At 71.1% G+C, this 23,479-nt stretch carries 19 protein-coding genes; 8 read left to right on the top strand and 11 right to left on the bottom strand.

Features of this window, described 5'->3' with window-relative positions; translation table 11 throughout:
• Window positions 1-857 precede the first annotated feature (857 nt).
• Entirely contained in the window at window positions 858-2,138 is a 1,281-nt protein-coding gene (locus ABD481_RS44940) for a sensor histidine kinase (protein ID WP_344672069.1), read from the bottom strand.
• The gene (locus tag ABD481_RS44945; protein WP_344672070.1) at window positions 2,138-2,794 is read right to left on the bottom strand and encodes a response regulator transcription factor; all 657 of its coding nucleotides are present in this window, start codon (window positions 2,792-2,794) and stop codon (window positions 2,138-2,140) included. The genes ABD481_RS44940 and ABD481_RS44945 overlap by 1 nt, the downstream gene beginning before the upstream one ends.
• Before the next feature lie 224 nt (window positions 2,795-3,018).
• On the opposite strand from ABD481_RS44945, the gene ABD481_RS44950 reads away from it, so the two are divergent.
• Window positions 3,019-3,201 carry a hypothetical protein gene (locus ABD481_RS44950; protein WP_344655316.1) on the top strand — a complete coding sequence of 61 codons (183 nt, stop codon included), beginning with the start codon at window positions 3,019-3,021 and terminating at the stop codon, window positions 3,199-3,201.
• A 37-nt stretch (window positions 3,202-3,238) separates the two neighbouring features.
• Here the strand turns inward: ABD481_RS44950 and ABD481_RS44955 are convergent, their stop codons facing one another.
• The 4 genes from ABD481_RS44955 to miaA are packed head-to-tail and all read right to left on the bottom strand — an operon-like array spanning window position 3,239 to window position 7,086.
• On the bottom strand, window positions 3,239-4,093 hold the full coding sequence (locus ABD481_RS44955; RefSeq protein WP_344672071.1) for an inositol monophosphatase family protein: 855 nt from the start codon (window positions 4,091-4,093) through the stop codon (window positions 3,239-3,241).
• A 35-nt stretch (window positions 4,094-4,128) separates the two neighbouring features.
• A complete protein-coding gene (locus ABD481_RS44960; RefSeq protein WP_344672072.1) occupies window positions 4,129-5,220 on the bottom strand; it encodes a ferrochelatase in 1,092 nt (363 codons plus the stop codon).
• Between the two features lies 1 nt (window position 5,221).
• Window positions 5,222-6,181 (bottom strand): diaminopimelate epimerase, encoded by a 960-nt coding sequence (gene dapF / locus ABD481_RS44965; protein WP_344672073.1) that lies wholly within the window; start codon window positions 6,179-6,181, stop codon window positions 5,222-5,224.
• Window positions 6,178-7,086 (bottom strand): tRNA (adenosine(37)-N6)-dimethylallyltransferase MiaA, encoded by a 909-nt coding sequence (gene miaA, locus ABD481_RS44970; RefSeq protein ID WP_344672074.1) that lies wholly within the window; start codon window positions 7,084-7,086, stop codon window positions 6,178-6,180. Before miaA ends, dapF begins: the two co-directional genes overlap by 4 nt.
• A gap of 120 nt (window positions 7,087-7,206) precedes the next feature.
• On the opposite strand from miaA, the gene ABD481_RS44975 reads away from it, so the two are divergent.
• Complete coding sequence (locus ABD481_RS44975; protein ID WP_344672075.1) at window positions 7,207-7,623, top strand: antitoxin; 417 nt, start codon at window positions 7,207-7,209, stop codon at window positions 7,621-7,623.
• 135 nt (window positions 7,624-7,758) lie between these two features.
• On the opposite strand, the gene ABD481_RS44980 is transcribed toward ABD481_RS44975, so the two are convergent.
• Window positions 7,759-8,472: a class III extradiol ring-cleavage dioxygenase family protein gene (locus ABD481_RS44980; protein ID WP_344672076.1), complete on the bottom strand. Its 714-nt coding sequence runs from the start codon at window positions 8,470-8,472 to the stop codon at window positions 7,759-7,761.
• An 84-nt stretch (window positions 8,473-8,556) separates the two neighbouring features.
• Between ABD481_RS44980 and ABD481_RS44985 the strand changes: the two genes are divergently transcribed.
• Window positions 8,557-10,683 carry a serine/threonine-protein kinase gene (locus tag ABD481_RS44985; RefSeq protein WP_344672077.1) on the top strand — a complete coding sequence of 709 codons (2,127 nt, stop codon included), beginning with the start codon at window positions 8,557-8,559 and terminating at the stop codon, window positions 10,681-10,683.
• Between the two features lie 42 nt (window positions 10,684-10,725).
• The gene (locus tag ABD481_RS44990; protein ID WP_344672078.1) at window positions 10,726-13,392 is read left to right on the top strand and encodes a serine/threonine-protein kinase; all 2,667 of its coding nucleotides are present in this window, start codon (window positions 10,726-10,728) and stop codon (window positions 13,390-13,392) included.
• Window positions 13,393-13,603: 211 nt separating this feature from the next.
• Here the strand turns inward: ABD481_RS44990 and miaB are convergent, their stop codons facing one another.
• Complete coding sequence (gene miaB, locus ABD481_RS44995) at window positions 13,604-15,136, bottom strand: tRNA (N6-isopentenyl adenosine(37)-C2)-methylthiotransferase MiaB (RefSeq protein ID WP_425559425.1); 1,533 nt, start codon at window positions 15,134-15,136, stop codon at window positions 13,604-13,606.
• Between the two features lie 98 nt (window positions 15,137-15,234).
• Between miaB and ABD481_RS45000 the strand changes: the two genes are divergently transcribed.
• Both ABD481_RS45000 and ABD481_RS45005 read left to right on the top strand, forming a co-directional pair.
• On the top strand, window positions 15,235-16,704 hold the full coding sequence (locus ABD481_RS45000; RefSeq protein WP_344672079.1) for an AAA family ATPase: 1,470 nt from the start codon (window positions 15,235-15,237) through the stop codon (window positions 16,702-16,704).
• A gap of 56 nt (window positions 16,705-16,760) precedes the next feature.
• Window positions 16,761-18,947 carry a DEAD/DEAH box helicase gene (locus ABD481_RS45005; protein WP_344672080.1) on the top strand — a complete coding sequence of 729 codons (2,187 nt, stop codon included), beginning with the start codon at window positions 16,761-16,763 and terminating at the stop codon, window positions 18,945-18,947.
• On the opposite strand, the gene ABD481_RS45010 is transcribed toward ABD481_RS45005, so the two are convergent.
• Window positions 18,944-19,732, bottom strand: a complete 789-nt coding sequence (locus ABD481_RS45010; RefSeq protein ID WP_344672081.1) for a hypothetical protein — start codon at window positions 19,730-19,732, stop codon at window positions 18,944-18,946. The two genes, ABD481_RS45005 and ABD481_RS45010, sit on opposite strands and share 4 nt — an antisense overlap.
• A 97-nt stretch (window positions 19,733-19,829) precedes the next feature.
• Window positions 19,830-20,465, bottom strand: coding sequence for a TetR family transcriptional regulator (locus ABD481_RS45015; protein WP_344672082.1), 636 nt, complete (start codon window positions 20,463-20,465; stop codon window positions 19,830-19,832).
• 86 nt (window positions 20,466-20,551) lie between these two features.
• On the opposite strand from ABD481_RS45015, the gene ABD481_RS45020 reads away from it, so the two are divergent.
• The gene (locus tag ABD481_RS45020) at window positions 20,552-21,142 is read left to right on the top strand and encodes a DUF2867 domain-containing protein (protein ID WP_344672083.1); all 591 of its coding nucleotides are present in this window, start codon (window positions 20,552-20,554) and stop codon (window positions 21,140-21,142) included.
• 88 nt (window positions 21,143-21,230) lie between these two features.
• Here the strand turns inward: ABD481_RS45020 and ABD481_RS45025 are convergent, their stop codons facing one another.
• Complete coding sequence (locus tag ABD481_RS45025; RefSeq protein WP_344672084.1) at window positions 21,231-21,986, bottom strand: GntR family transcriptional regulator; 756 nt, start codon at window positions 21,984-21,986, stop codon at window positions 21,231-21,233.
• A 233-nt stretch (window positions 21,987-22,219) separates the two neighbouring features.
• Here ABD481_RS45025 and ABD481_RS45030 point away from each other — a divergent pair, with 233 nt between their 5' ends.
• Window positions 22,220-23,425, top strand: coding sequence for an ABC transporter substrate-binding protein (locus ABD481_RS45030; protein WP_344672085.1), 1,206 nt, complete (start codon window positions 22,220-22,222; stop codon window positions 23,423-23,425).
• Window positions 23,426-23,479: the final 54 nt, after the last annotated feature.

Here is a 23,479-nt window from a genome sequence, read left to right on the forward strand (position 1 = left end):
CAGGTATCAAGTCCATGCCGGAACCTTGTTGTTCTAGCGCTGCGGTTGCGCTTGCATGAACTTGACACCTGGTCGGCGGTACTGTAGGCAAAGCCCTGCCGACGTGACCGAGGAGAACAAACCAAAAACCCAGGGAGAGAGCTGACAATCACTGGGGAGGGGGCGGATGCCTGCCGATTCCGGCCGCCGGGAAGGTTCAAAGCAAAAGCGACGGCCAGAGTCCTGCCACACCGACACCCCAAACACTTGCCTCACCGGCGACCTGCCGCACTGGCGCCCGAGAGATCTGCCTGACCGGCTACCGAAGTCCTGCCGCACTGGCGCCCCGAAGACCTGCCTCGCTGGCGACCTGCCGCACCGGCGCCCCAATGACCTGCCTGACCGGCGGCCGAGGACCTGCTCTACCGGCAGTCGAAGACTCGCTCTACCGGCGCCGAAGGTTTGCCCACCGGCGGCCGAAAGGCTGAAGCGAGCCGCCCCGCCCCCGGATCCTTCAGTCCCCTCCCTGGGGTTTGGGTTTGTTCTCCTCGGTCACGTCGGCAGGGCTTTGCCTACAGTACCGCCGACCAGGTGTCAAGTTCATGCAAGCACAACCGCAGCGCTAGAACACATCCGCCACGGCATGGACTTGATACCTGGGCGGCGGTGCTGTACCCGTAGGGCTGCCGACGTGAGCGAGGGGAACAAACCCCCACCTCACAAACCGCCAGCGCAGGGACTAGCAGCCACCCCCCTATGGACTAGCGCCAGTTCTCCGAGGGATCAGAGGTCCCCGCTGGAAGCGCCTGCTTTTCGCCTTTCACGGCTTTTGACTTTATCTATTTGACCTCACTCCCCCACGACCACCCCCCCCACCATCACCCCCGCACCGGCAACCACACCCGCACAATCAACCCACCCCCCGGGCGAGGCTCAGCCGCCACCCGCCCCCCATGCGCCCGCACCACCGAGCGCACAATCGACAGCCCCAACCCCACGCCCTTGTCCTTCGGATCGCGCGCCGCCGCAGCGCCCGTCGCCTGCGAGCCGCGCTTGAAGGGCTCGAACAGCGACTCCACCGCGTAGGGCGGTACCTCCGGGCCGGTGTTGGCCACCACGAGCAGGCCGTGGCCGGGCACGTCCTGCGAGCGGTCGTAGCTGAGTACATCGACCCATCCCCCGGCGACGTTGTGCCGTAGTGCGTTCTGGATCAGGTTCATCGCGATCCGCTCGATGAGGATCCCGTCTCCGGACACGTACGCAGGTTGGAGGGAGGTGCGGATCGCCACGTCGCGGTCGGCTGCCTCCATTTCGCATTGCGTCACTGAGCGGTGGGCGACCTCGGCGAGGTCGATGTCCTCGCGGTCGGTCGGCTCGTTGTCGGCGCGCGCCAGTAGCAGCAGTCCCTCGATCATCCGCTCGCTGCGCTCATTCGTCGCCAGCAGCGTCTGGCACAGCTGCCGCGTCTGCTCGGACACCTCCGGGTCCATCAGCGTCACCTCGAGCAGCGTGCGGTTGATCGCCAGCGGAGTACGCAGCTCGTGCGAGGCGTTGCCGACGAACCGGCGCTGACCCTCGAAGGCGTGGTCCAGCCGATCCAGCATGCTGTCGAAGGTCTGCGCCAGCTCCACGAGCTCGTCGTGCGGACCCTCCAGGTCGATCCGGGCGTGCAGCGCGCGGTCCGGACGGCTGGCGACGCGGCGCGCGGTGTGGGTGATCCGGTGCAGCGGCCGCAGGAAGCGTCCGGCCAGGAAGTAGCCGATCATGACCGCCACCACGGCCGAGACCAGCAGGACTATGATGAGCGGCTTCTCGATCTGGCTCAGGATCTGCTTGTTCTCGATCTCGCGGCAGTAGGCGTCGTCGGCTTTCGCGACCTTGGTGCCCTGGCACACGAGCGGCTTGGCGACGTCCGCGTTCATGTGGTTCAGACGCCACCGGAACAACAAGTAGGCGACGTAGATCAGCATCGCACCGGTGAGGAACACCGCCGCGCCGTAGGCGACCGTCATCCGCATGCGGATCGTGAGCCCGGGGCGCGGACGCTCCCGCGCCGAGGGCGGCGGCCCGTCCTCACCGCCGTAGGTGCTGTCGACCTGTCCCGAGTCGCCACCAGCCATCAGACCGTGGACACCATGCACACCGTGGACGTCCTGCATCAGGGAATCCGATACCCGGCACCCGGCACGGTGAGCACCACCGCCGGCTCGCCCAGCTTGCGCCGCAGCGTCATCACCGTCACCCGCACGACGTTCGTGAACGGATCGGCGTTCTCGTCCCAGGCCTTCTCCAGCAGCTGCTCGGAGCTCACAGCGGCACCATCGGCACGCATCAGCACCTCCAGCACCGCGAACTCCTTGGGCGACAACGGCACCGGCCGTCCATCGCGCACCACCTCGCGCCGACTGGGATCGACCCGCAGACCCGAGCGCTCCAGCACCGGCGGCAGCGCCGGCACGGCGCGTCGGCCCAGCGCGCGGATGCGCGCTATCAGCTCCGGGAACGCGAAGGGCTTGGCCAGGTAGTCATCGGCGCCGAGGGTCAGGCCCGCCACGCGGTCCGCGACATCACCGGCCGCCGTCAGCATCAGCACCCGCGTCGCCAGCCCGCTGCTCACCACGTGCCGGCAGACGTCGTCGCCGTGCACCAGCGGCAGATCCCGGTCCAGCACGACCACGTCGTAGTCGTTGACCTCTATTCGCTCCAGCGCGGCGTCGCCGTCGTAGACGACGTCGACCGCCATGGACTCGCGGCGCAGACCGGTCGCCACGGCGTCGGCCAGCACCTGCTCGTCCTCCACGACCAGCACCCGCACTGCGCGTTCTCCCTCTGGTACGTCGCCGGCCGGTACCTCGCCGGCCGGTACGTCTCCGGCTCTCCCGGCGTCGATCCATCATGCCTGGTCATGACGTAAACACCGGGTAAGTGACAAACGTCTCATGATCACAGGCTTTTCTCAGGTGATCGGGAGTTTCCCTTCTGAAGATGCCGGGCAGGAGGCACAAAGCCCCCTAGCGTCACCCCCGCAGGAGAGACACCATGCTCGAATTCGTCACCGGCCTTACCCAGCGCATCCGTGAGACCAAGGCCCGCCTGCAAGGTGCGATGATCGCCGAGGATGCTTATGCGATCCAGGTGGAGCAGGCCGAGTTGGACAACCTGCTCCGGATCGCCGCGAACCACCATGTGGAGGTCCGTGAGGACCTCCCGCGCGCCGCCTGACCGAAACCCGGCGGGAATGCGCCGGCTCTCCCAACCCTCAGGAGTCCCGGTCCGCGCCGCACCCCTCGAGATACTCGCACAACACCTCAAAAAGTCCAGGAGCGGCCGCCACCGTCATCTCGACGGAGGCGGCCGTTCCGCGCAGTCCGCCGATCCGCCCGCCGGCCTCCTCGACGATCAGCCCGCCGGCGGCGATGTCCCACGGGTTGGTCCCGCGCTCGTAGTAGCCGTCCACGCGCCCGCACGCCACAGAGCACAGGTCGATGGCCGCCGAGCCGCCACGCCGGATGTCCCGCACCCGAGGCAGCAGATCCGCCACGATCCGGCCCTGGACGGCCCGCCGCTGCGCCGCGTACCCGAAGCCGGTGGCGACGAGCGCCCGCTCCAACGGCACCGGCTCACCCGCACCCTCACCCTCACCCCCACCACCACCCCCGGACTGCGCACTGCGGGCCCGGATCGGCTCCCCGTTGCGCCAAGCGCCATGCCCGCGCAGCGCGGTGAACGTCTCGCGCAGCATCGGCACCTCGACCACGCCGGCCACCGCCACCCCGTCGACCTCGACCCCGATCGACACGCACCACATCGGGAGCTCGTAGAGGTAGTTCACAGTCCCGTCGATCGGGTCGATCACCCACCGCACCCCGGAGGTCCCCTCGCGGCTGGCCCCTTCCTCGCCGAGGATCCCGTCGTCCGGCCGCTCGGCGAGGATGCCGGCCACGATCAGCTTCTCCGAACGCTGATCCATGACGGTGACGATGTCGGTCGGGCTGGACTTGGTCGAGGCCACGCCCAGATCGCGGGGCCGGTCCTCGACCAGGACCCGCCCGGCCTCGGCCGCCAGCCGCGAGGCCAGCTCCAGCAGTTCCTTGGGGTCGGCGCTCACAGTCATCGGGGCGGCCTGCTTTCTGGGTGTACGAAGTCCGGTCAGTCCTGGCCCGCGACCGCCGGAAGCGGCGTCCGCGGATTGGGGCAGCAGTTCAAAGGACACACGTCGGGGAACGGCCGCAGCCGCCCGACCACGCCGGAGAGCGCGCCGCTCTCGACATCCCCGCGCGCCACGGCGGCGCGCTCCACGACCAGCCGCCGCAGCCCGGCCACGAACCGCGGATCGGTGCCGACCGTCGCGGCACGCGCGATCGGCAGCCCGATCTCCTGCGCGGTCTCGGCAGCCTGGACGTCGAGGTCGTAGACGACCTCCATGTGGTCGGAGACGAAGCCGATCGGCGCCAGCACGGCCCCGGTCGCGCCCTGCGCCTTGATCTCGCGCAGGTGGTCGTTGATGTCCGGCTCCAGCCACGGCGTCTGCGGCGGCCCGCTGCGCGAGCAGTAGACGAGCTCGTGCGGCAGCACCAGCCCGGTGCGGCGGCTGACGCCCTCGGCCACCATGCGCGCCACCTCCAGGTGCTGCGCCACGTAGGCGCCGCCGCCCGGACCGGACGTCTCCGCGTAGGCGCGCGGCAGCGAGTGCGTCACGAACACCAAACGCGGTCCCACCCGCGCCGACCCCGGCAGCCCGGCGACAGCCGCCGCCACCGAGTCCGCCATCGGCTCGGCGAAACCCTGGTCGTTGAAGTACGGCCGGATCTTGTCGAACTGGATCGAGGTGCCGGACTTCGCCAGCGCGGCGGCAAGGTCCTCGCGATACTGCCGGCAGCCGGAGTACGACGAATAAGCGCTGGTGAACACCGCGAGCGCCCGCCGCACCCCATCGGCCTCCATCTGCGCCAGAGTGTCGGCCAGGAACGGGTTCCAGTTGCGATTTCCCCAGTAGATCGGCAGCTTCACACCGGTATCGGCGAAATCCTGGCGCAACGCGGCGATCAGATCGCGGCACTGCGCATTGATCGGGCTGACCCCGCCGAACTGGAAGTAGTGCGCGCCGACCTCCTTGAGGCGCTCCGGCGGGATGCCACGGCCGCGGGTGACGTTCTCCAGGAACGGCACCACGTCGTCCGGGCCCTCGGGTCCGCCGAAGGAGACCAGCAGCAGCGCGTCGTACGGGGCGGTGTCCGGCATCTCAGGCGCTTTCCGGGGCCGCGAGGTCGAAGACGAGCTCGGCCGGGCCGGTCATCTCCAGCCGCCCATCGGCACGCTCGACGAACCGCAACCGGCCACCGGGAACGTCGACGGTGTAGCCGGTGCCAGGAGCAGCGCCGTCACGGCGGGCGGCGGCGATCATCACGGCGCAGGCTCCGGTGCCGCAGGAGCGAGTCTCGCCGACGCCGCGTTCGTGGACGCGCATGGCCAGGTGGCGCGGCGCGACGTCGGCGGCGAACTCGACGTTGACGCCTTCGGGGTAGCTGCCGGGCGGAGTGACGGCGGGCGCCTCGTAGAGCGTCCCGGCGTCGTCGACCGAGTCGACGAAGACGACCGCGTGCGGATTGCCCATGTCCACGTCGACCGCCGGCCTCGGGACGCCGAGCACGTCGACGGCGAGCCCGTCGCGGCCGGCGGGGAACACCGGGACCCCCATGTCGACGGTGACGTCGGCGGTCTGCGGGCCGGTGGGGACGAGGGTCACGTGCTTCACGCCCCCGCGGGTCGCGACGCCGAACCTCAGCGGAGCAACACTACGGGTGTCGTCGGCGCTACCGATGTCGTCGGCACTACGGCTGTCGTCGGCACTACGGCTGTCGTCACCACTACGGCTGTCGTCAACGAAGCCGCGCGCCGTCAGATAGAGCGCGAAGACCCGCACCCCGTTCCCGCACATCTCAGCCACACTGCCGTCGGCATTGCGGTAGTCCATGAAGAACTCGGCCTCGGCGGCCTGGTCCTCGTACCCGGGCATCTTGGCGGTGCGCACCACCCGCAGCAGCCCGTCGGCGCCGATCCCGGCCCGCCGGTCGCACAACGCCGCGACCTGTCCCGGGCCGATCTCCAGCGCGCCGTCCGGGTCCGGGACGATGACGAAGTCGTTCTCCGTGCCGTGGCCCTTGGTCAAGCGGACCGCGGCCGGCAGGCCGTCGAGGATCATGCCCCGATCCTATCCAGCGCCGCCTCGACGAGGTCGGGACGATCGAACCGCAACCAGTGCACGCGCGAGTCGCGGCGGAACCACGAGTCCTGCCGCCGCGCGAAGCGCTTGGTGGCACGCACCGTCTCCTCCTTCGCCTGCTCCTCGGTCCACTCCCCGGCCAGGAACCGCAGCACCTGCGCGTAGCCCAGGGCCAGCGCGGCAGTACGGCCGTCGCGCAGCCCCTCGGGGAGCAGGTCACGCACCTCCTGCACGAAACCGGCCTCCCACATGCGGTCCACGCGCAGCGCGATCCGCTCGTCCAGTGCCGGGCGGTCGACGTCCAGGCCCAGGTGGACGGTGCGCGGGTAGTGGTCGGTGTGCTCGGGCAGAGTGGCCGTGTACAGGCCGCCGGTCAGCTCGATCACCTCCAGCGCGCGCACGATGCGCCGTCCGTTGGACGGCAGGATGCTCTCGGCGGCCTGCGGATCGGCGACCGCCAGGCGCTGGTGCAGCGCGAAGGAGCCGACCTCGGCGAGTTCGCCCTCCAGCCGTTCGCGCAGCGCGCCGTCGGTGCCGGGGAACTTGAACTCGTCGAGCGCGCCGCGCAGATACAGCCCGGACCCGCCGACGAAGACCGGCGGCTTGTTCCGGGCCAGCAGCCGGTCGGCCTCGACCCGGGCCAGCGTCTGGTACTCCGCGACGTTCGCCGCGCGGGTCACCGGCCAGATGTCCAGCAGGTGGTGCGGCACGCCGTGGCGCTCGGCCACGGTCAGCTTGGCGGTGCCGACGTCCATGCCCGTGTACAGCTGCATCGAGTCGGCGTTGACCACCTCGCCGTGCAGGGCCCGGGCCACCGCCACGCCGAGGTCGGACTTGCCGGAGGCGGTGGGGCCGACGACGGCGATCACCGGGACGGTATTCATGCTGCGCTCACGGCGCCGATTCTCCCATGTCACTCACGGTGATCGACCCGGTTCGACAGGTGACGCCACTCGTGATCTCCTGGGGACAGGATCCCCTTCACGGAAGGACTCGCAGGCGACATGGGCATCTTCGACGTTTTCAAGACCAAGGTGAGCGAGGCCGCCGACAAGGCCGGCGATGTCGCCGGGCAGGCCAAGAACAAGGTCTCGGACATGATGGACAAGAAGAAGGACGAGACCGAGGCCGGACCCGCGGGCAGCGTGTCCGCGCCGGAGGCCGAGGCCGACGCCGAGGACGGGGCGACGAACATGGTGTCCGAGGGCGCGCCGGTGTCGCACGACGGCGAGGCCGCTCCGGGAGCCGGGGACGACGGGCGGTCGGACGCCAAGTCCGGCGGCGGGATGACCCAGAGCATCAAGGACAACGTGGCCAGCGGCGTGGAGAAGGCCGGGGCGATGGCCAAGGGCAAGTCCGGCGGCAAGTACGACGACAAGATCGAGACCGGCGTCCAGAAGGCCAAGGACATGCTGAAGTAGTTTTCCGGACCGCGGTGCCGGCTCAGCGGTAGGCACCGGGGAGGGGGATGGAACACGGCCGCGGCTACCGAATCAACGATTCAACGATTCGGTAGCCGCGGCCGTTCTGTTTGCCTTTATGCGCGATTCGTCGTGTCAGCGCGCGATCCACGTCGCGACGAAGTAGCCGACGCCGTAGGGGGCTTCCTCGTAAAGGAGCTCGGCGTCGTACTCGACGTCTGATGCCTCGGCTGATGCCTCGGCCGCGGCGGCGAGCGCCTGCCAGGCAGGGAGTCCGGCGACGTGCAGGGCCCGCGACAGATCGGGGTCGAGGGCAGCGAGCGCCTTGGTGTCGACCGTGGCCAGCGCACGCGCCACCGCGGCGTCGTAGGGCTCGGCGCGTTCGTCGAAATGGCCGGGGGCCTGCTGGGTGCGGGAGGCGGAGCCGTCGCCGAGGACCAGCAGGGCTTGGCGGCGGCCGGTCGCGGTCACGGGGAGCGGAAGCGGGCCGGTGACGCTGCCATCGACCATAGCCGCATGTCGGACCGGGGTAGCAGGGCGATCGCGCAGCAGCCAGGCACCGATCAGGAACGGCAGCGTCATCGGGATCGAAGTGGCGCCGGCCGCCGGCCAGCGACCGTCCACCGCGAGATCGAGTCCGTATTCGCGGAAGCTGCCGGTGACAGCGATGTCCGTGCTCTGCCGGTCCCCGGCGCCGACGATCAGGATCTCGTCCGGCCCGGCGGCGTAGAGGCGGCCGACCGCGAGGTCGCAGGCCGCACGCAGCGCGTCGAGGTCCGGGGCGAATCCCTGCGCGATCTCCGGGACCAGGACCGGGGGATGCGGGACGACGGCCGCGGCGATCATCATCGGTCCAGGGTAGGGCACATGGTCGCGGGTTACGGCCGGTCCTGACAGACTGGGCTGCGTAAAGTCGGACGGGAGGGGCCAGCGGTGGCTGGAGAAGAGGAAAACGGAACGGACAGCCACGGCGCGGAGGGGATCCTGATAGCCGGGCGGTACCGGCTCATCGAGCGGCTCGGCGCCGGGGGCATGGGGCGGGTCTGGCGGGCCTATGACGAATCGCTGGACTGCGACGTCGCGCTGAAGGAAGTCTGGCTGCCGCCGATGCTGTCCGACGCCGAGCGCGCCGACCGGCTGGCCCGGGCGCAGCGCGAGGCCCGCAACGCGGCCCGGCTGCGCGGCCATCCGCACATCGTCTCGGTGCACGACATGGTGTCGCACCAGGGCCTGCCGTGGATCGTCATGGACCTGATCCCGTCGCGGAACCTGGCGCAGATCGTCGAGGAGCGCGGGCCGCTGCCGGCCGAGCAGGTGGCGAAGGTCGGGCTGGGGGTGCTGGACGCGCTGAGCGCCAGCCACGCCGCCGGGATCCTGCACCGGGACGTGAAGCCGCCGAACGTGCTGCTGACCACCGACGGCCGGGTGCTGCTCACCGACTTCGGCATCGCGGTGCAGGAGGCGGACCTGACGATGACCGCCTCCGGCGTGCTGATCGGGTCGCCGGAGTTCGTGGCGCCGGAGCGGGCGCGGGGCGAGCCCTCGCGCGGGTCTTCGGACCTGTTCTCGCTGGGGGCGACGCTCTACTACGCGAGCGAGGGCCGCTCGCCGTTCTCGCGGGAGACCGCGGTCGGGGTGCTGACGGCGATCCTGTTCGAGGAGACGCAGCCGGTGACCCGGCAGCCGACGCTGGCGCCGTTGATCAGCGGGCTGCTGATCAAGGATCCGGCGGCGCGGTGGGACGCGGCGCGGGCGCGGCAGGAACTGGAGCGGTTGCTCGGGACGCCGGGGTCGGGGCTGCGGACCGACGGGATACCGGACGTGGCGACGATCGTGGTGCCGCCGGGGACGGGTGCGGGAACGGGTACAGGGACGGGTTCTGGAACGAGTTCCGGGACCGGAGCAGGCTCAGGCTCCGGACCGAACGCCAATCCGTTCCTGACGCCTTCGCCCGGAGGGTTCTCTTCCTCGGCCGCTTCGGGCTCGTCGGCTTCTTCGGGTTCGTCGGCTTCTTCGGCCTCTTCGATGGCTCCGCCGACCGTGGCCGCCGGGACGCCCGGATTCGGTACGCCGTATCCGCCGTCGCCGACGCCTTATCAGTCCACGCCGTATCCGCCCACGCCGTACCCGCCGCAGGCCCATCAGGTAACCACGCCTTACGGGCCCGACCCGGGCTTCACCCACGTGCCGTCCCTGCCGAAGAACAAGACCGGGCGCAACGTCGGCATCGGCGCGGGCGTGGCGGTGGTGCTGGCCGCCGGGATCGTCGCGGCCGTCGCGCTGTCCGGCAGCGGCAAGAACGACCACGACGTGGTGGGGCCGGTCGACCACAGTTCGAGCACGACCACTCCGACGTCCGCGCCGAGTTCCGGGCCGCCGTCGTCGGGGGGCTCGTCGACGCCGTCGAGTGCTTCGTCGTCGAGCCCGTCGAGCCCGTCGTCGCCGTCGTCGCCGTCGTCGCCGTCGGACAGCTCGTCCAGCGACGGGATCACGCCGCCGAACACCGTGGACCCGGCGACGTGGGACAAGGCCACGACCGACAAGACCGTGTTCGGGGCGGCCTCGCTGCTGCCGGTGGCCTTCACCGACTCCAAAGGCGTGGTCTACACCGCGACGAACCAGTGGACCGACAAGTGCGTGAACACCTATGAGAGCGCGCAGCTCAAGACACTGCTGACCAAGTACAAGTGCGACCAGCAGGCGATCGCCACCTACATCGACAAGGACAAGAAGATCCTGGTCGACATCGCGGTGATTCCGCTGGCCGACGCCGACTCGGCGACCAACGCCTTCAAGGACATGCAGGCGAAGAACGCGTTCACGGTCGACGACTGGGGCATCTGGTGCCCGCGCACCGGCGCCGGCTCGGAGATCTGCTCGGCGAGCAAGAACACCAGCGGCGCGCAGCAGTACGGCTACATCCAGCCCAACCACCGGTACCTTGTGCACGCGGTGTCGATGTACATCAACCTGACGTCCGACGCGACCGCGCAGGACTGGCTGAAGCCGGCCGCGACCAGCGCCGCCAAACAAGGCGGCCCGCAGGTCGCGGTGCAGTAACACAAGAATCAGACACCTGTACACAAAAGGGGAGGGCGGACGGTGTCCGTGCAGCGTGGGGATCTGGTCGCCGGGCGTTACCGCCTCGGCGACCCGCTGGGGCCGGCGTGGCGGGCGCACGACGAGCACGAAGACGTCGAAGTGGTACTGGTCCCGGCCGCGGGCGACGGCGTGCCCGACCCCGCGCCCTGGCGCGACCGCCGGAGCGTCCTGCCCACCACCGGCGCCCTGGTCAGCGACGCCGGCGCCTGGTTCGTGGCGGCGCCGGTCCCGGCCCGCACTCTGGCCGAGGCCATCGCCCAGTGGGGCGCACTGCCCGCCGAACAGGTCCTGACCATAGCCGCCGGCGCGGTCGCGACCCTGTCCGGCACCGGCCCGCACCCCAACCTGACCGCCGACCACATCCTGCTCACCGACGAGGGCAAGATCCTGGTCCTGCCGGTCCCGACGGTCGAGGAGCCCGTCTTCAACCTCGGCGCCTCCCTCTTCCTGGCCGCCGAGGGCCGCTCCCCCTTCGACACCTCGACCGCCGAACCCCGCCAACCGACCCTCGCCCCCCTGATCAGGGGCATGATGCAGCACGACCCGGACCGCGCGGCGGCGCTGGACCGTGCGCACGCGGAGCTGTCGCGCCTGGGCGCGCCGCTGGAGGCGGAGCACGGCGCGGACACGATGCTGGAGGCGCAGACGGCGAGCGCCGCGGCGGCTGGTGGCGGTGCAGGTGGTGTGAGTGCTGTGGACGGCGCGGACGTACCGGATGAGCCGGATGAGCTGGACGAGCCGGACGAGCCGACGCAGGCGGTGAGCACCGCGGAGTTGCTGGCCGAGACCGGTGAGAGCGAGGCGTTGGCGGAGGCTGCCGAGGACGACGGGGATGAGCCGACGCAGGCGGTGAGTACTGCGGATCTGCTCGCTGAGACGTCGGCCGAGGAGCTGATCGAAGCTGTGCCGCCACTGGGCGATGCCGATGAGGACGAGCCGACCACTGTGGTGCCCGCTCTCGCAGCCGACGCCGGCTCTGACTCTGGCTCTGACTCTGACTCTGTCGACGACGAGCCGACCCAAGCGGTCCCCTCTGTCGCCGCCGGCTCTGTCGAGTCCCAGACCCAGCCGATGAGTGCTGCCGAGCTGCTCGCCAAGACCAGCACCGACGCTGTCGACGACGAGCCGACGCAGGCCGTCCCCTCCTCCGCCGCCAGCGCCGCCATCACCGCTACGCCCGACGACGAGCCGACCCGGGCTGTCCCCTCCGTCGCCGCCAGTTCCGCGACGCCTGACGACGAGCCGACCCAAGCCGTGGCCTCCGCCGGCTCCGCCGCCCCCGACAACGAGCTGACCCGGCCCGTGCCGATCCTCGCTGCCGACGTGCCCGGCGAGGAGCTCACGCGGCCGGTTCCCAGGGTCGGTGCCGGGTCGCCCGACGAGTCGTCCACCGAGGCGTTGACCCTCGCCACTCCCGAGCCGGCGCAGACCAAGCCGGAGGGGATTGCGGCCCCGACTCTCGCGGTGGCGCCGCCCACGCAGGCCGCGCAGATTGTTCCGCCGGCGGGGTTCCAGCAGCAGTATCCGCAGCAGCCCCAGCCCCAGCCGTTCGCTCAGCAGCCGTATCCGCAGCCCCAGCCGCAGCAGCACTCCGCCGCGCCGCCGACGCAGGCCGCGGCCGCGTACTCGCCGCCGCCTCCGCCGCCGGGGGCGCCGAACCCGTGGTTGCAGCAGCCGCAGCAGCCGCAGAACCCGTGGCAGAACCAGGGTGGCGCGCCGCCGCCCGGGGCCGGCGGGTGGGGGCCGAACCAGCCGCCCGGCGGGCCGTTCTACCCCATGCAGACGCCTCCGCCGAAGAAGAACAACGGCAAGACCATCGGGATCGTGGTCGGGGCGGTGGCGGCGGTCGCGGCCGTGGTGCTGGTGGTCGTGCTCGCGAGCAAGGGCAACGGGTCGAAGGACAACGTGGGCACCGCCGGGAGCTCCACGTCGCACTCGGCGACCGGGCCGTCGTCGGTGCCGGACACCAACTTCCCGACCGGGACGAAGGCGCCGACCAGCCACAGCTCCAGTTCGCCGAGCCCGTCGGACAGCTCGTCGTCGGACACCGACTCGCCCAGCGACACGACGTCGTCCTCCAGCGACGCCTACACGCCGCCGCCGGACCTGACGTCGACGCCGTTCGACCCGTCGGTGCTGAACGAGGGCGCGACCGATAAGACGCCGATGACGCTGGAGGCGCTGGCGCCGCAGGACTTCACCGACGACCGCGGCGTGCACTACTCGCTGAAGGCCGGCAGCATCCAGCCCTGCGTGCAGACCGACATGTCGGCGAACATGAAGGACATCCTGACCTCCAACAGCTGCACCAAGGAGGTCGCCGCCAGCTACGTCGACGACAGCGGCCAGTACCTGGTCTCCGTCAAGGTCCTGCCGCTGCCGGACCAGCACACCGCCACCGTCGTCTACAACGACCTGGCGCAGCAGAACGCGGCCGACTTCGGCATCTGGTGCCCGCAGTCCGGTCCGGGCTCGACCGCCTGCCAGGGCGACTACCGCTCGGCGACCATCAAGCAGTACCGCGAGCAGCAGCACCGCTACGTGGTCCTGTCGGTGGCGCTGGCCGTGAACCATTCCGAGTCCTCGACCATCGCGCCGTGGCTGGACGCCGCCGCGAAGAAGGCCGTCGACGCCGCCGGCCCGGACAACTGGTCCGGCAACCAGTGACGCGCCGCCGGTAGCCGGCCGGACGCGAGTTGTACGCGAACAAGGCCCCTGAGATCCGCGAGGAACGGATCTCAGGGGCCTTGTAGCGCTCTGTAGCGCTGCGGTGTGCAGTGCTTGCTGTGCTGTGTAGTGCTGTAGAGCTTGTGTGGCAGCGCCCCGAACGCTGTGCTTCAGCAGCGGGGCGCAGCCGAATCCCGGCCGAACCCCAGCCTCAGCAAACCCCGCAAGCGTCGTCCTCGCCGACCGGCTGCGCCGCCGGCCTGCCGATCGACGGCATCCCCAGCGTCACCGCCGCCTTGCGCCGCTCGGCCTCCGGCTGCTCCTGCCGGGCCTGCCACGCGTCGCCGGACCGGGTCCGTCGCAGGGTCCTGATCGCGCTCCCGCCGTCCGGGCCGTCGGCGTTCAGGTGGTGCGGCGCGGCGTAGGTGATCTCCACCGACACCATGTCCCCCGGCCGCGGCAGGTCCGCCGCCGCGGTGTCCCCGACGGCGAAGTGCACCAGCCGGTTGTCCGGCGCGCGCCCCGACATCCGCCGCGTGGAGCCGTCCTTGCGGCCCTCGCCCTCGGCGACCAGCAGCTCCACGGTCCGCCCGACCTGCTTCTTGTTCTCCTCCCAGGAGATCTCCTCCTGGAGCGCGACCAGCCGCTCGTAGCGGGCCTGCACGACTTCCTTCGGCACCTGGCCCTCCATCGTGGCCGCGGGCGTGCCGGGCCGCTTGGAGTACTGGAAGGTGAACGCCGCCGAGAACCGCGCCTGGCGGACCACGTGCATCGTCTGCTCGAAGTCCTCCTCGGTCTCCCCCGGGAAGCCGACGATGATGTCGGTGGTGATCGCGGCGTCCGGCATCGCGGCCCGCACGCGCTCGATGATGCCCAGGTAGCGCTCCTGACGGTAGGAGCGGCGCATCGCCCTCAGCACCGGGTCGGACCCGGACTGGAGCGGCATGTGCAGCTGCGGCATCACGTTCGGCGTCTCGGCCATCGCGGCGATCACGTCGTCGGTGAAGTCCTTGGGGTGCGGCGAGGTGAAGCGCACCCGCTCCAGCCCCTCGATCTGCCCGCAGGCCCGCAGCAGCTTCGCGAACGCCTCGCGGTCCCCGAACTCCGAGCCGTAGGCGTTGACGTTCTGCCCGAGCAGCGTCACCTCGCAGACGCCCTCGGCGACCAGCGCCTCCACCTCGGCCAGGATCTCCCCGGGCCGCCGGTCCTTCTCCTTGCCCCGCAGCGCCGGCACGATGCAGAACGTGCAGGTGTTGTTGCACCCCACCGACACGCTGACCCACGCCGCGTAGGCCGATTCCCGCCGCGTCGGCAGCGTCGAGGGGAAGACGTCGAGTGACTCCAGGATCTCCACCTGGGCCTCGTCCTGCACCCGCGCCCGCTCCAGCAGCACCGGCAGCGACCCGATGTTGTGCGTCCCGAACACCACGTCGACCCACGGCGCCCGCCGCGTGATCTCCCCGCGGTCCTTCTGCGCCAGACACCCGCCGACCGCGATCCGCATCCCCGGCCGCGCCGCCTTCACCGACGCCAGATGCCCGAGGTTCCCGTACAACCGGTTGTCGGCGTTCTCCCGCACGGCGCAGGTGTTCAACACCACCACATCCGCCTCACTGGCCCCGTCCTCGGCGCGCACGTAGCCGGCGTCTTCGAGCAGGCCGGACAGGCGCTCGGAGTCGTGGACGTTCATCTGGCAGCCATAAGTACGGACGATGTAACTCGGGTGAACCTGCGCTTCGGGCATGAGAAAAGGATACGGCGCGCCGCGAAGCCACCGACCGATTGCGGAAGCGGTGGCCACAGCTATGATAGTTGCAACTATCATTCCCGTTGGAGGTCGCGATGATCCCCAAGCCGACCCGGCTGTTCGGCCGCGACGCCGAATGGCACGATCTGGCGGAGTTCGCGGTGTCGCCGGTGCCCGGGGCGACGCTGGGGCTGGTCTACGGCCGGCGGCGGCAGGGCAAGACGATCATGCTGGAGTTGCTGGCGCGCGAGGCGCGGGGGTTCTTGTTCGCGGCCACGCAGCAGAGCGAGGCGCAGAATCTGGCCGATCTGGGTGCCGCCTACGCGCAGTTCCGGGGGCTGCGACAGCCCGTGGTGTTCAGCGATTGGCGGACGGCGCTCGACGAGTTGTTGCGGATCGGTGAGGAGGCGGCGCTGCCGGTCGTCATCGACGAGTTCCCGTACCTGACCGCCGTGTCACCGGCTCTGCCGTCCTACCTCCAGCAGGCGTTGAGCCCCACCGCGTTCGCCAAGGAGCACACCAGGACGCGCCTGATCCTGTGCGGCAGTGCGTTGACGGTCATGGCGCAGCTGCTCGGCGGCGGTGCGCCGCTGCGCGGGCGGGCGAGCCTGGAGCTCGTGCTCCGGCCCTTCGACTACCGCCAGGCGGCGGGGTTCTGGGGGGTCGGGCACGATCCCGAGCTCGCGTTCCGGCTCAACGCGCTGGTCGGCGGCACTCCCGCGTATCTGGAGATGGCCGGGGGCGCCCCGCCGGCCGATCGGGAGGTCTTCGACGAGTGGGTGGGCCGGCGGCTGCTCAACCCCTCCTCGGCCATGTTCCGCGAGGGCGGTCTGCTGCTCCGGGAGGAGCCCTCCATCTCCGACCCGACCTCCTACGCCGCCACCCTCAGCGCCATCGCCGCCGGCCACCATCGCCGCACCGAGATCGCCTCCGTCCTCGGCCGCCCGGCCAGCGCCCTGGGGCACCTGCTGACCGGCCTCCAGGACATAGGGCTGATCGCCCAGACCGAGGACGCCCTCCGGGACCGACGCAGCGTCTACCACATCGCCGAGCCCGTGGTCCGCCTGCACCAGCTCATCATCGCCCGCAACGAGCCGGAGCTGGTGGCCGGGCGCGCCGCGCGGGTCTGGGCCGACCATGCCGACACCGTCGCGGGCAAGATCCACGGCCCGCACTTCGAAGACCTCGCCCGGCAGTGGTGCTTCCACCACGCGGACCCCGAGACCCTCGGCGGCCGGGCCGGCTCGGTGCGCCCGACCGAGATGCCGTGCCGGGAGCACAAGCACGGCCACGAGGTGGACGTCGTGGTCACCGAGAGCGCCCCGCACGCGCCGGACCGCATCGCCGCGATCGGTGAGGCGAAGGGGACGACGAGCCCTGTCGACCTCCCGCAACTGGAGCGGCTGGAACACCTCCGCGGCCTGCTGCCCGCCCATCGCGTCCAAACGACGCCGAAGCTGTTGCTGTTCGCCCGATCCGGATTCACACCGCGGCTGCTGAAAGCGGCCGAGAAGCGGTCGGACGTCGAGCTCGTCGATCTGGACCGTCTTTACCATGGGGAGTGACAGCCGGGTACCTTCGTGCTCCGAAGCACGGGCGCGACGGTAAGGGGGCCAGCAGCGTGGGACGCAGCGAGCAGAACGTGATCGCCCACGCGTCGCGCCTGCACCAGGCCGCGCAGGCGTTGATCGGCGACCACACCGTCGCGGTCGAGGCGGCCCGCGCCGCGCTCACCCCGATCCAGGACGCCGCGGTCGCCCGCGAACTCGCGGCGATCCCGGTCGCCCGCCTCCAGGACGTCACCGAAGGACGCATCCGCCTGGGCAGTGTCGAGAAGGGCGGCTTCACCACGGTCGCCAGCGTCCTGGAAGCGCCGCCCTACCGCCTGCGCCAGATCCCCGGGGTCGGGGAACACACCGTCAACCACATCCTCGCCGCCGCCCGGCAGCTGGCCTCGGCGACGCGGGAGACGGTGGCCGTCCACATCGACGTCGACCACCCCGAGCCCGCCACCACCGCTCTGGTCACGGCTCTGCACGTGCTCGTGGAGGCGGGTCCGGAGGCCCGGCGCGCGGTGGACCGGGCCACGGCGCTGGCCGAGCGGCTCGGCCCGCTGCTGACGGAGGCGAAGCCGGCCGGCAGCCGTCTCAGGATGCTGCTGACCGGCAAGGAGAAGAAGGCCCGCGCGCTGGCGGCGGTCGAAGCGGTCCAGGCCCTGGTGGCCGAGGCCGAACAGGCCGAGCTGCCCGGGCTGATGGCGCAGGCCTCGGTGGACCTGCTGCGCGGGCCGTCCGAGGAAGTCGCCGTCTGGGTGGACTTCGAGCTCCGCTCCGCCGAGTACTACAGCCTGCTCACCGAGATCTCCGGCCAGCCGCCGGACACCGCGGCCGCCGAGGGCTACCTCCCCGAGGGCATCGCCGAGCGGGTCCGGACCCAGCGGCTGGACGACACGCACCGCCGGGTCTCGCTGCGCGGCTACCAGGCGTTCGGCGCGCGGTTCGTGCTCGCCCAGCGCCGAGTGATCCTCGGCGACGAGATGGGGCTGGGCAAGACCATCCAGGCCATCGCCGTGCTGGCGCACCTGGCCGCCGAGGGCCAGAGCCACTTCCTGGTGGTCTGCCCGGCCAGCGTCCTGGTGAACTGGACCCGCGAGATCGAGGCGCGCAGCGCGCTGCGGGTCTTCGTGCTGCACGGCCCCGACCGGCAGGAGGCCTTCGCCGACTGGAAAGGGCGCGGCGGGGTGGCGGTCACCACGTTCAACGCCCTGCGCGATTTCCCGGCTCCGGGCGGCGGCGAAGTGGGCCTGGTCGTCGTCGACGAGGCGCATTTCGTGAAGAACCCGCAGACTTTGCGGGCGCGGGCGGTGGCCACGTGGGCGGAACGCTGCGAACGCAGCCTGTTCATGACCGGGACGCCGATGGAGAACCGCGTCGGCGAGTTCCGCAGCCTGGTCCAGATGCTCGACGGGGGAATCGCCGAATCTCTCACCGACCGCGACGGCTGGGCCGGATCGGTCGCGTTCCGCAAGGCGGTCGCCCCGGTCTATCTGCGGCGCAACCAGAACGACGTGCTGACCGAGCTGCCGAGTCTGCAACACACCGACGAGTGGGAGCAGTTGAGCCCGTCGGACGAGGAGGAGTACCGGGAAGCGGTGCGGGCCGGGAACTTCATGGCGATGCGCCGGGCCGCGTATATGCGCCCTGAGAAGTCGGCGAAGCTGGACCGGCTCCGCGAAATCGTCGAGGAGGCAGGGGAGAACGGCCAGAAGGTCGTGGTCTTCTCCTACTTCAAGGATGTGCTCGGCATAGTGAAGGAAGCGCTCGCCGCCGACGCTCCGCTTTCCGGCGCGCCCTCCAGCCGGCCTTTCGGCCCGCTTTTCGGCCCGCTCACCGGCAGCGTCCCTGCTGCCCGACGCCAAGTGCTCGTCGACGACTTCGCCGCCGTCCAGGGCCCGGCGGTCCTGCTGGCCCAGATCGAGGCCGGCGGCATCGGCCTCAACCTGCAGGCCGCGTCCGTCGTCGTGCTCTGCGAACCGCAGATCAAGCCGACCATCGAGCACCAGGCCGTGTCCCGGGCCCACCGCATGGGCCAGGTCCGGCCGGTGCACGTCCACCGGCTGCTCGCCCCCGGCGGCGTGGACGAGCGCATGATCAGGATCCTGGCGAAGAAGACCCAGCTGTTCGACGCCTACGCGCGCCGCAGCGCCGTCGCCGAGGCCACGCCGGACGCCGTCGACGTGTCGAACACCGATCTGGCGCGCCGGATCGTCGAGGAGGAGCAGGCCCGGCTGGGCCTGGGGAACGGCTAGCCCACGCCCTCCCCCAGCTCGACCTTCTTGCCCGCCAGCGACGCGATCAGGTCGCCCGCGGCCTCGATGTCCGCGGGGCGGGAGGACAGCATCGTGGTGGCGACCGGCTCCGCGGCCGTCGTCACGTTCAGGATGCGGATGTCCTGGCCGCGAAAGGGGACGAACGCGATCCAGACGCGCTTGATGTCGGTGATGGCGATCTCGACGCCGTGCTGCTCCAGGTGGATCCGCTCCGGTGTGACGCGCAGCGGGCCGAGCGGATCCGAGCCGCCGCTCTCGGCGCCGAACGTGATCGAGCCGGCCTCCTCCAGCGCCCGGCGATGGCCGGCGGCCGCGCTCGCGGTCATCGCCTCGACGAGTTCCGGGCCGCGCGTGACCTGCTTGCGGCCGAAGCCGAAGCGCTCCCGGCCGCCGATCGCCACCGCGTAGCCGTTCCGGCTCCCGGAGAACTGCGCCGTCCGCTTGGCGTAGACGGTCAGCTCCGGCCAGCGGCCGACCGCCTTCACCTGGCCCCACATCCCGGTCAGGACGACGCCGCCCTCGAAGAGGTGCACGGCCTTGCGGCGCCGGGTCTGCACCCCGGAGCCGATGCCGAGCACCGCCAGCGCGCCGACCGCGGCGGTCAGCCCCCAGGCCGAGCGACCGCCGGCCAGAGCGAAGATCCCGGTGAGGAACACCAGGTATCCGGCGACGACGAACGACGCCGTGCCGCCGTAGTAGTGCGCGGCCTGCCAGCCGCCCAGCCCGTGTGCCTTCGCCGCCCGTGCCAAACGTCCGCCGCGCATCAGCTCTCCGCCCCCTGGACCGCCGGTTCCCGGAGCAAGATTGCCACAGCGTCAGCCCCCTGACCAGCAGGTCAGGAGACTGATACCGGAGCCGCCGCTACCGGAGGAACCGGTCGGCGATCAGCTGGTCCACCCGCGCCGGATCGGCCGTCCCGTTGTCGGCGGTGATCAGATGCCGGCCGATCCACAGGCTGTAGCTGAGCAGGCTCCGCGCCTCGGCCTCGTCCTCGTCCGCGCTGAGGTCGCGGTACAGCGACCGCAGGTAGTCCATCCGCCGGTTGTCGACGCGGCGCAGCCGCTCGGCCACCGCCGGGTCGCGGCGGGCCCAGTCGCGGATCGTCAGCTCGACGGTGATGTCCGGGACCGAGCCCCGGTCCGGAACCGAACCCCCGTCCGGAACCGAACCCCGGTCCGCTCCCGCGCCCCGGTCCGGACCCGCTCCCGCGTCCGCGCCGGGGAAGACCAGCCTGCGCAGCCGGGCCAGCCGGTCGTGGGCCGCGCCGCCGCCGGCCTCGACCTCGTCGATGACCGCCTCGGTGACGGCCCGCTCCCAGACTTCGAGCATCTCGGCCAGCAGCGCGTCCCGGTCGGCGAAATAGCCGTAGAAACCGCCCTTGGTGACGCCCAGGGCCTTGGCCAGCACCTCGATGCGGACCGCTTCCGGCCCGCCCTCGGCCAGCGTGCGCAGGCCCTGTTCGACCCAGGCGTGGCGCGGCGTGCGGGGTGCGGCCATCGGCGTCCTCTCCCATCTATACGGCTCCGTACAACATGCCGTAGACTGCCATCTATACGCCAGCGTATAACGATCGGAGTGCCTTCATGCGCCTCGCGAACTCGGCCCATACGGACCAACCCTGGCTGATCCACGGCATCGCCCCGGACTTCCGCCTGGAGGACGTCTGGGCGCTCCCGACCCCCGGCGGCCCGGACGGCTTCGCCACCCTGGTGGCGGTCCTGGAGAACAGCGACTTCGAGAAAGACGCCTCACTGCCCGCCCGCGCGCTGTGGTGGCTGCGCTGGAAGCTCGGCGCGCTGCTGGGCCTGGACCGCCACGCCGACGGCCTCGACGCCCGCGTGCAGTCCCTGCGCGACCGGCTCCCGGCCGACCTCCGCGCGGCCGCCGACGCCCACACCAAGGAGGACAGATCCCCGTTCACCTTCCTGTACCAGGTCGGCGACGAGGGCGCCGCGGAGATCGCCAACCGCACCATGCACGGCGTCCTGCACCTGAGCTGGGTCCCCGACGGCGAAGGCGGCTGGCGCGGCCAGATGGCCGTTCTCGTCAAGCCGAACGGCCGCTTCGGAACGCTCTACATGGCGGCGATCAAACCCTTCAGATACCTGATCGTGTACCCCGCGCTCCTGCGCTCCTGGGAACGTCGCTGGTCCGCCGCGTCACCTCAGCCGTAGGTCGGCCGCTGCGGCCAGCCGGCCGGCGAGTCCTCCCACTTCGCCTGGCGGCCGTAGACCGACAGGTCGCGCCGGGCGGCCGCACGGTTCACTCCGGCGCCGGAATCGTGTGGTGCCTGGTGAGCGGCGTCGACGCCAGCGAGTTGTGGACGACGAAGGCCACGCGGCCCGGCAGGTACCGGTCCTCCGACCACTCCAGCGGGACGCCCGCCGGGTCGGTGGAGCGGCGCCGCTCACGCAGCAGCGGGTCCCCGGCCAGGCAGTGCAGGTGTTCGGCGTCCTCGGCGTCGGCGCGGACCAGGTCGATGGTGTGCTCGGCGTCGGCGACGTAGACGCCGCCGCGCTCCAGGAACTCGGTCACCGAGACGGTGTCGGTCGGCAGCGGCTCCACGATCGCGCCGACCGGTTCGGGGTAGCTGGTGCGCTCCAGCATCGCCGGGCGGCCGGACAGGTGGCGCAGTCGCAGGACCCTGAAGACCTGGGCGCCTTCGCCGATGCGCAGGTGGCGCTGTTCCTCGTCGTCGGCGCGGTGCCAGCCCTGGCGGATCACGACGCCGTCGGGGACCTCGCCGATGGAGCGGGCCCAGCGGGCGAAGCTCTGCATCTGGGCGAAGTCCTGGACCGGCGCGTCGTCCAGGACCACGCGGCGGGTGCCGCGGCGGGAGGTGACCAGGCCGTCGTGGCGCAGGAGCATCAGGGCTTGGCGGATCGTGCCGCGGGAGACGCCGTACTGCTCGGCCAAGGCGCCTTCGCTGGGCAGCCGGCCGCCGGGGCCGTAGGCGTGCTCGGCGATGGCGTGCCGCAGTTCCTCCGCGATCCGCCGGTATCTCGGCTCCTCTTTCACCGGGCCCTGCCATCCTTTCGTCGATCTGAACTCTATGCGCTGGAACGCTGGCTGTGCGTCGTCCACGTCGACCTGCGCAGACCATAGTTGGCCATACAACTAGCTGTTGGCCATACAACTTTGGTTTGTTCACCTGGTTCCGAACTTGCGTCCACCTGGCATCCGCATAGTCCTTGCCGCGGGAGTGACAGCGCGGCCGAATCCCGGCCGCCCCCGACCGGGAGGAAACCACCGTGAACCGACGTTTGACGGGCATCGCCGCCACCGCGGCCGTCCTCGCCCTGAGTGCGGCCGCGTGCTCGTCGAGCAAGAGCTCCGACGCCGGCACCAAGTCCGCCGCGGGCGCGCCGACCACCGCGGCCGCCGCGGCCGCCGGCTCCAGCAGCGCGGGCGGGGCCACGAAGGACGCCGCGAGCGCCACCACCGCGCAGGACCTGGGCGGCCTGGACGCCCTGGTGGCCGCGGCGAAGAAGGAAGGCACGCTGAACGTCATCGCGCTGCCGAAGACCTGGGCCAACTACGGCGCCATCATGGACGCCTTCACCGCCAAGTACGGCATCAAGATCAACGACGCCAACCCGGACGGCTCCTCGCAGGACGAGCTGAACGCCATCAAGCAGCAGAAGGGCAAGAGCAGCGCGCCGGACGTCGTCGACGTCGGCCAGGCCGCCGCCACCTCCGGCGCCGCGGACGGGCTGTTCGCCCCCTACCAGGTCGCCACCTGGTCGCAGATCGCCGACGCCCAGAAGGACGCCAAGGGCCTCTGGTACAACGACTACGGAGGCTACATCGCCATCGGCTACGACGCCGACCGCGTGAAGACCCCGCCGACCACGCTGAAGTCGCTGGACGACCCGGCCTACAAGTCGCAGGTCGCGCTGAACGGCGACCCGACGAAGGCGAACGCGGCGCTGTCGGGCGTCATCGCCGCCGCGCTGGCGAACGGCGGCAACCTGGACAACGTGCAGCCCGGCATCGACTTCTTCGGCAAGCTCAAGGCCGACGGCGTCTTCGTCCCGGTCGCGGCCACCCAGGCCACCATCCAGTCCGGCACCACGCCGATCACCATCGACTGGGACTACCTCCAGGCCTCGGCCGCCACCACGCTGAAGGCCAAGGGCGTCAACTGGAAGGTCGTCGTCCCCACCGACGGCCTGTTCGGCGGCTTCTACAACCAGGCGATCAGCGCCAGCGCGCCGCACCCGGCCGCCGCGCGCCTGTGGGAGGAGTTCCTGTACTCCCCCGAGGGCCAGAACCTGTGGCTGAAGGGCCAGGCCCGCCCGGCCGAGCTGCCCGCGCTCCAGCAGGCCGGCACCGCCGACACCGCCGCGCTGGCCGCGCTGCCGACCGTGACCGGCACGCCGCAGTTCGCGACCCAGGACCAGATGTCCGCCGCCTCCAAGCTCGCCGTCGCCGGCTGGGCGAAGGCGACCGGCTGACGTGACGGCCGCCGCCCCGGCGGACGCCCCGGCCGGCGCGGGCTCTCCCGCGCC

It is taken from the genome of Catenulispora yoronensis (genome assembly GCF_039531695.1).
Lineage (GTDB): Bacteria > Actinomycetota > Actinomycetes > Streptomycetales > Catenulisporaceae > Catenulispora > Catenulispora yoronensis.

Excerpts from the sequence above, each read along its gene's own strand:
- ABD481_RS44940 (WP_344672069.1), bottom strand. The coding sequence starts at position 2,138 with ATGCAGGACGTCCACGGTGTGCATGGTGTCCACGGTCTGATGGCTGGT.
- ABD481_RS44950 (WP_344655316.1), top strand. The coding sequence starts at position 3,019 with ATGCTCGAATTCGTCACCGGCCTTACCCAGCGCATCCGTGAGACCAAG.
- ABD481_RS44955 (WP_344672071.1), bottom strand. The coding sequence starts at position 4,093 with ATGACTGTGAGCGCCGACCCCAAGGAACTGCTGGAGCTGGCCTCGCGG.
- ABD481_RS44960 (WP_344672072.1), bottom strand. The coding sequence starts at position 5,220 with ATGCCGGACACCGCCCCGTACGACGCGCTGCTGCTGGTCTCCTTCGGC.
- dapF (WP_344672073.1), bottom strand. The coding sequence starts at position 6,181 with ATGATCCTCGACGGCCTGCCGGCCGCGGTCCGCTTGACCAAGGGCCAC.
- miaA (WP_344672074.1), bottom strand. The coding sequence starts at position 7,086 with ATGAATACCGTCCCGGTGATCGCCGTCGTCGGCCCCACCGCCTCCGGC.
- ABD481_RS44975 (WP_344672075.1), top strand. The coding sequence starts at position 7,207 with ATGGGCATCTTCGACGTTTTCAAGACCAAGGTGAGCGAGGCCGCCGAC.
- ABD481_RS44980 (WP_344672076.1), bottom strand. The coding sequence starts at position 8,472 with ATGATGATCGCCGCGGCCGTCGTCCCGCATCCCCCGGTCCTGGTCCCG.
- miaB (WP_425559425.1), bottom strand. The coding sequence starts at position 15,136 with ATGCCCGAAGCGCAGGTTCACCCGAGTTACATCGTCCGTACTTATGGC.
- ABD481_RS45000 (WP_344672079.1), top strand. The coding sequence starts at position 15,235 with ATGATCCCCAAGCCGACCCGGCTGTTCGGCCGCGACGCCGAATGGCAC.
- ABD481_RS45010 (WP_344672081.1), bottom strand. The coding sequence starts at position 19,732 with ATGCGCGGCGGACGTTTGGCACGGGCGGCGAAGGCACACGGGCTGGGC.
- ABD481_RS45015 (WP_344672082.1), bottom strand. The coding sequence starts at position 20,465 with ATGGCCGCACCCCGCACGCCGCGCCACGCCTGGGTCGAACAGGGCCTG.
- ABD481_RS45020 (WP_344672083.1), top strand. The coding sequence starts at position 20,552 with ATGCGCCTCGCGAACTCGGCCCATACGGACCAACCCTGGCTGATCCAC.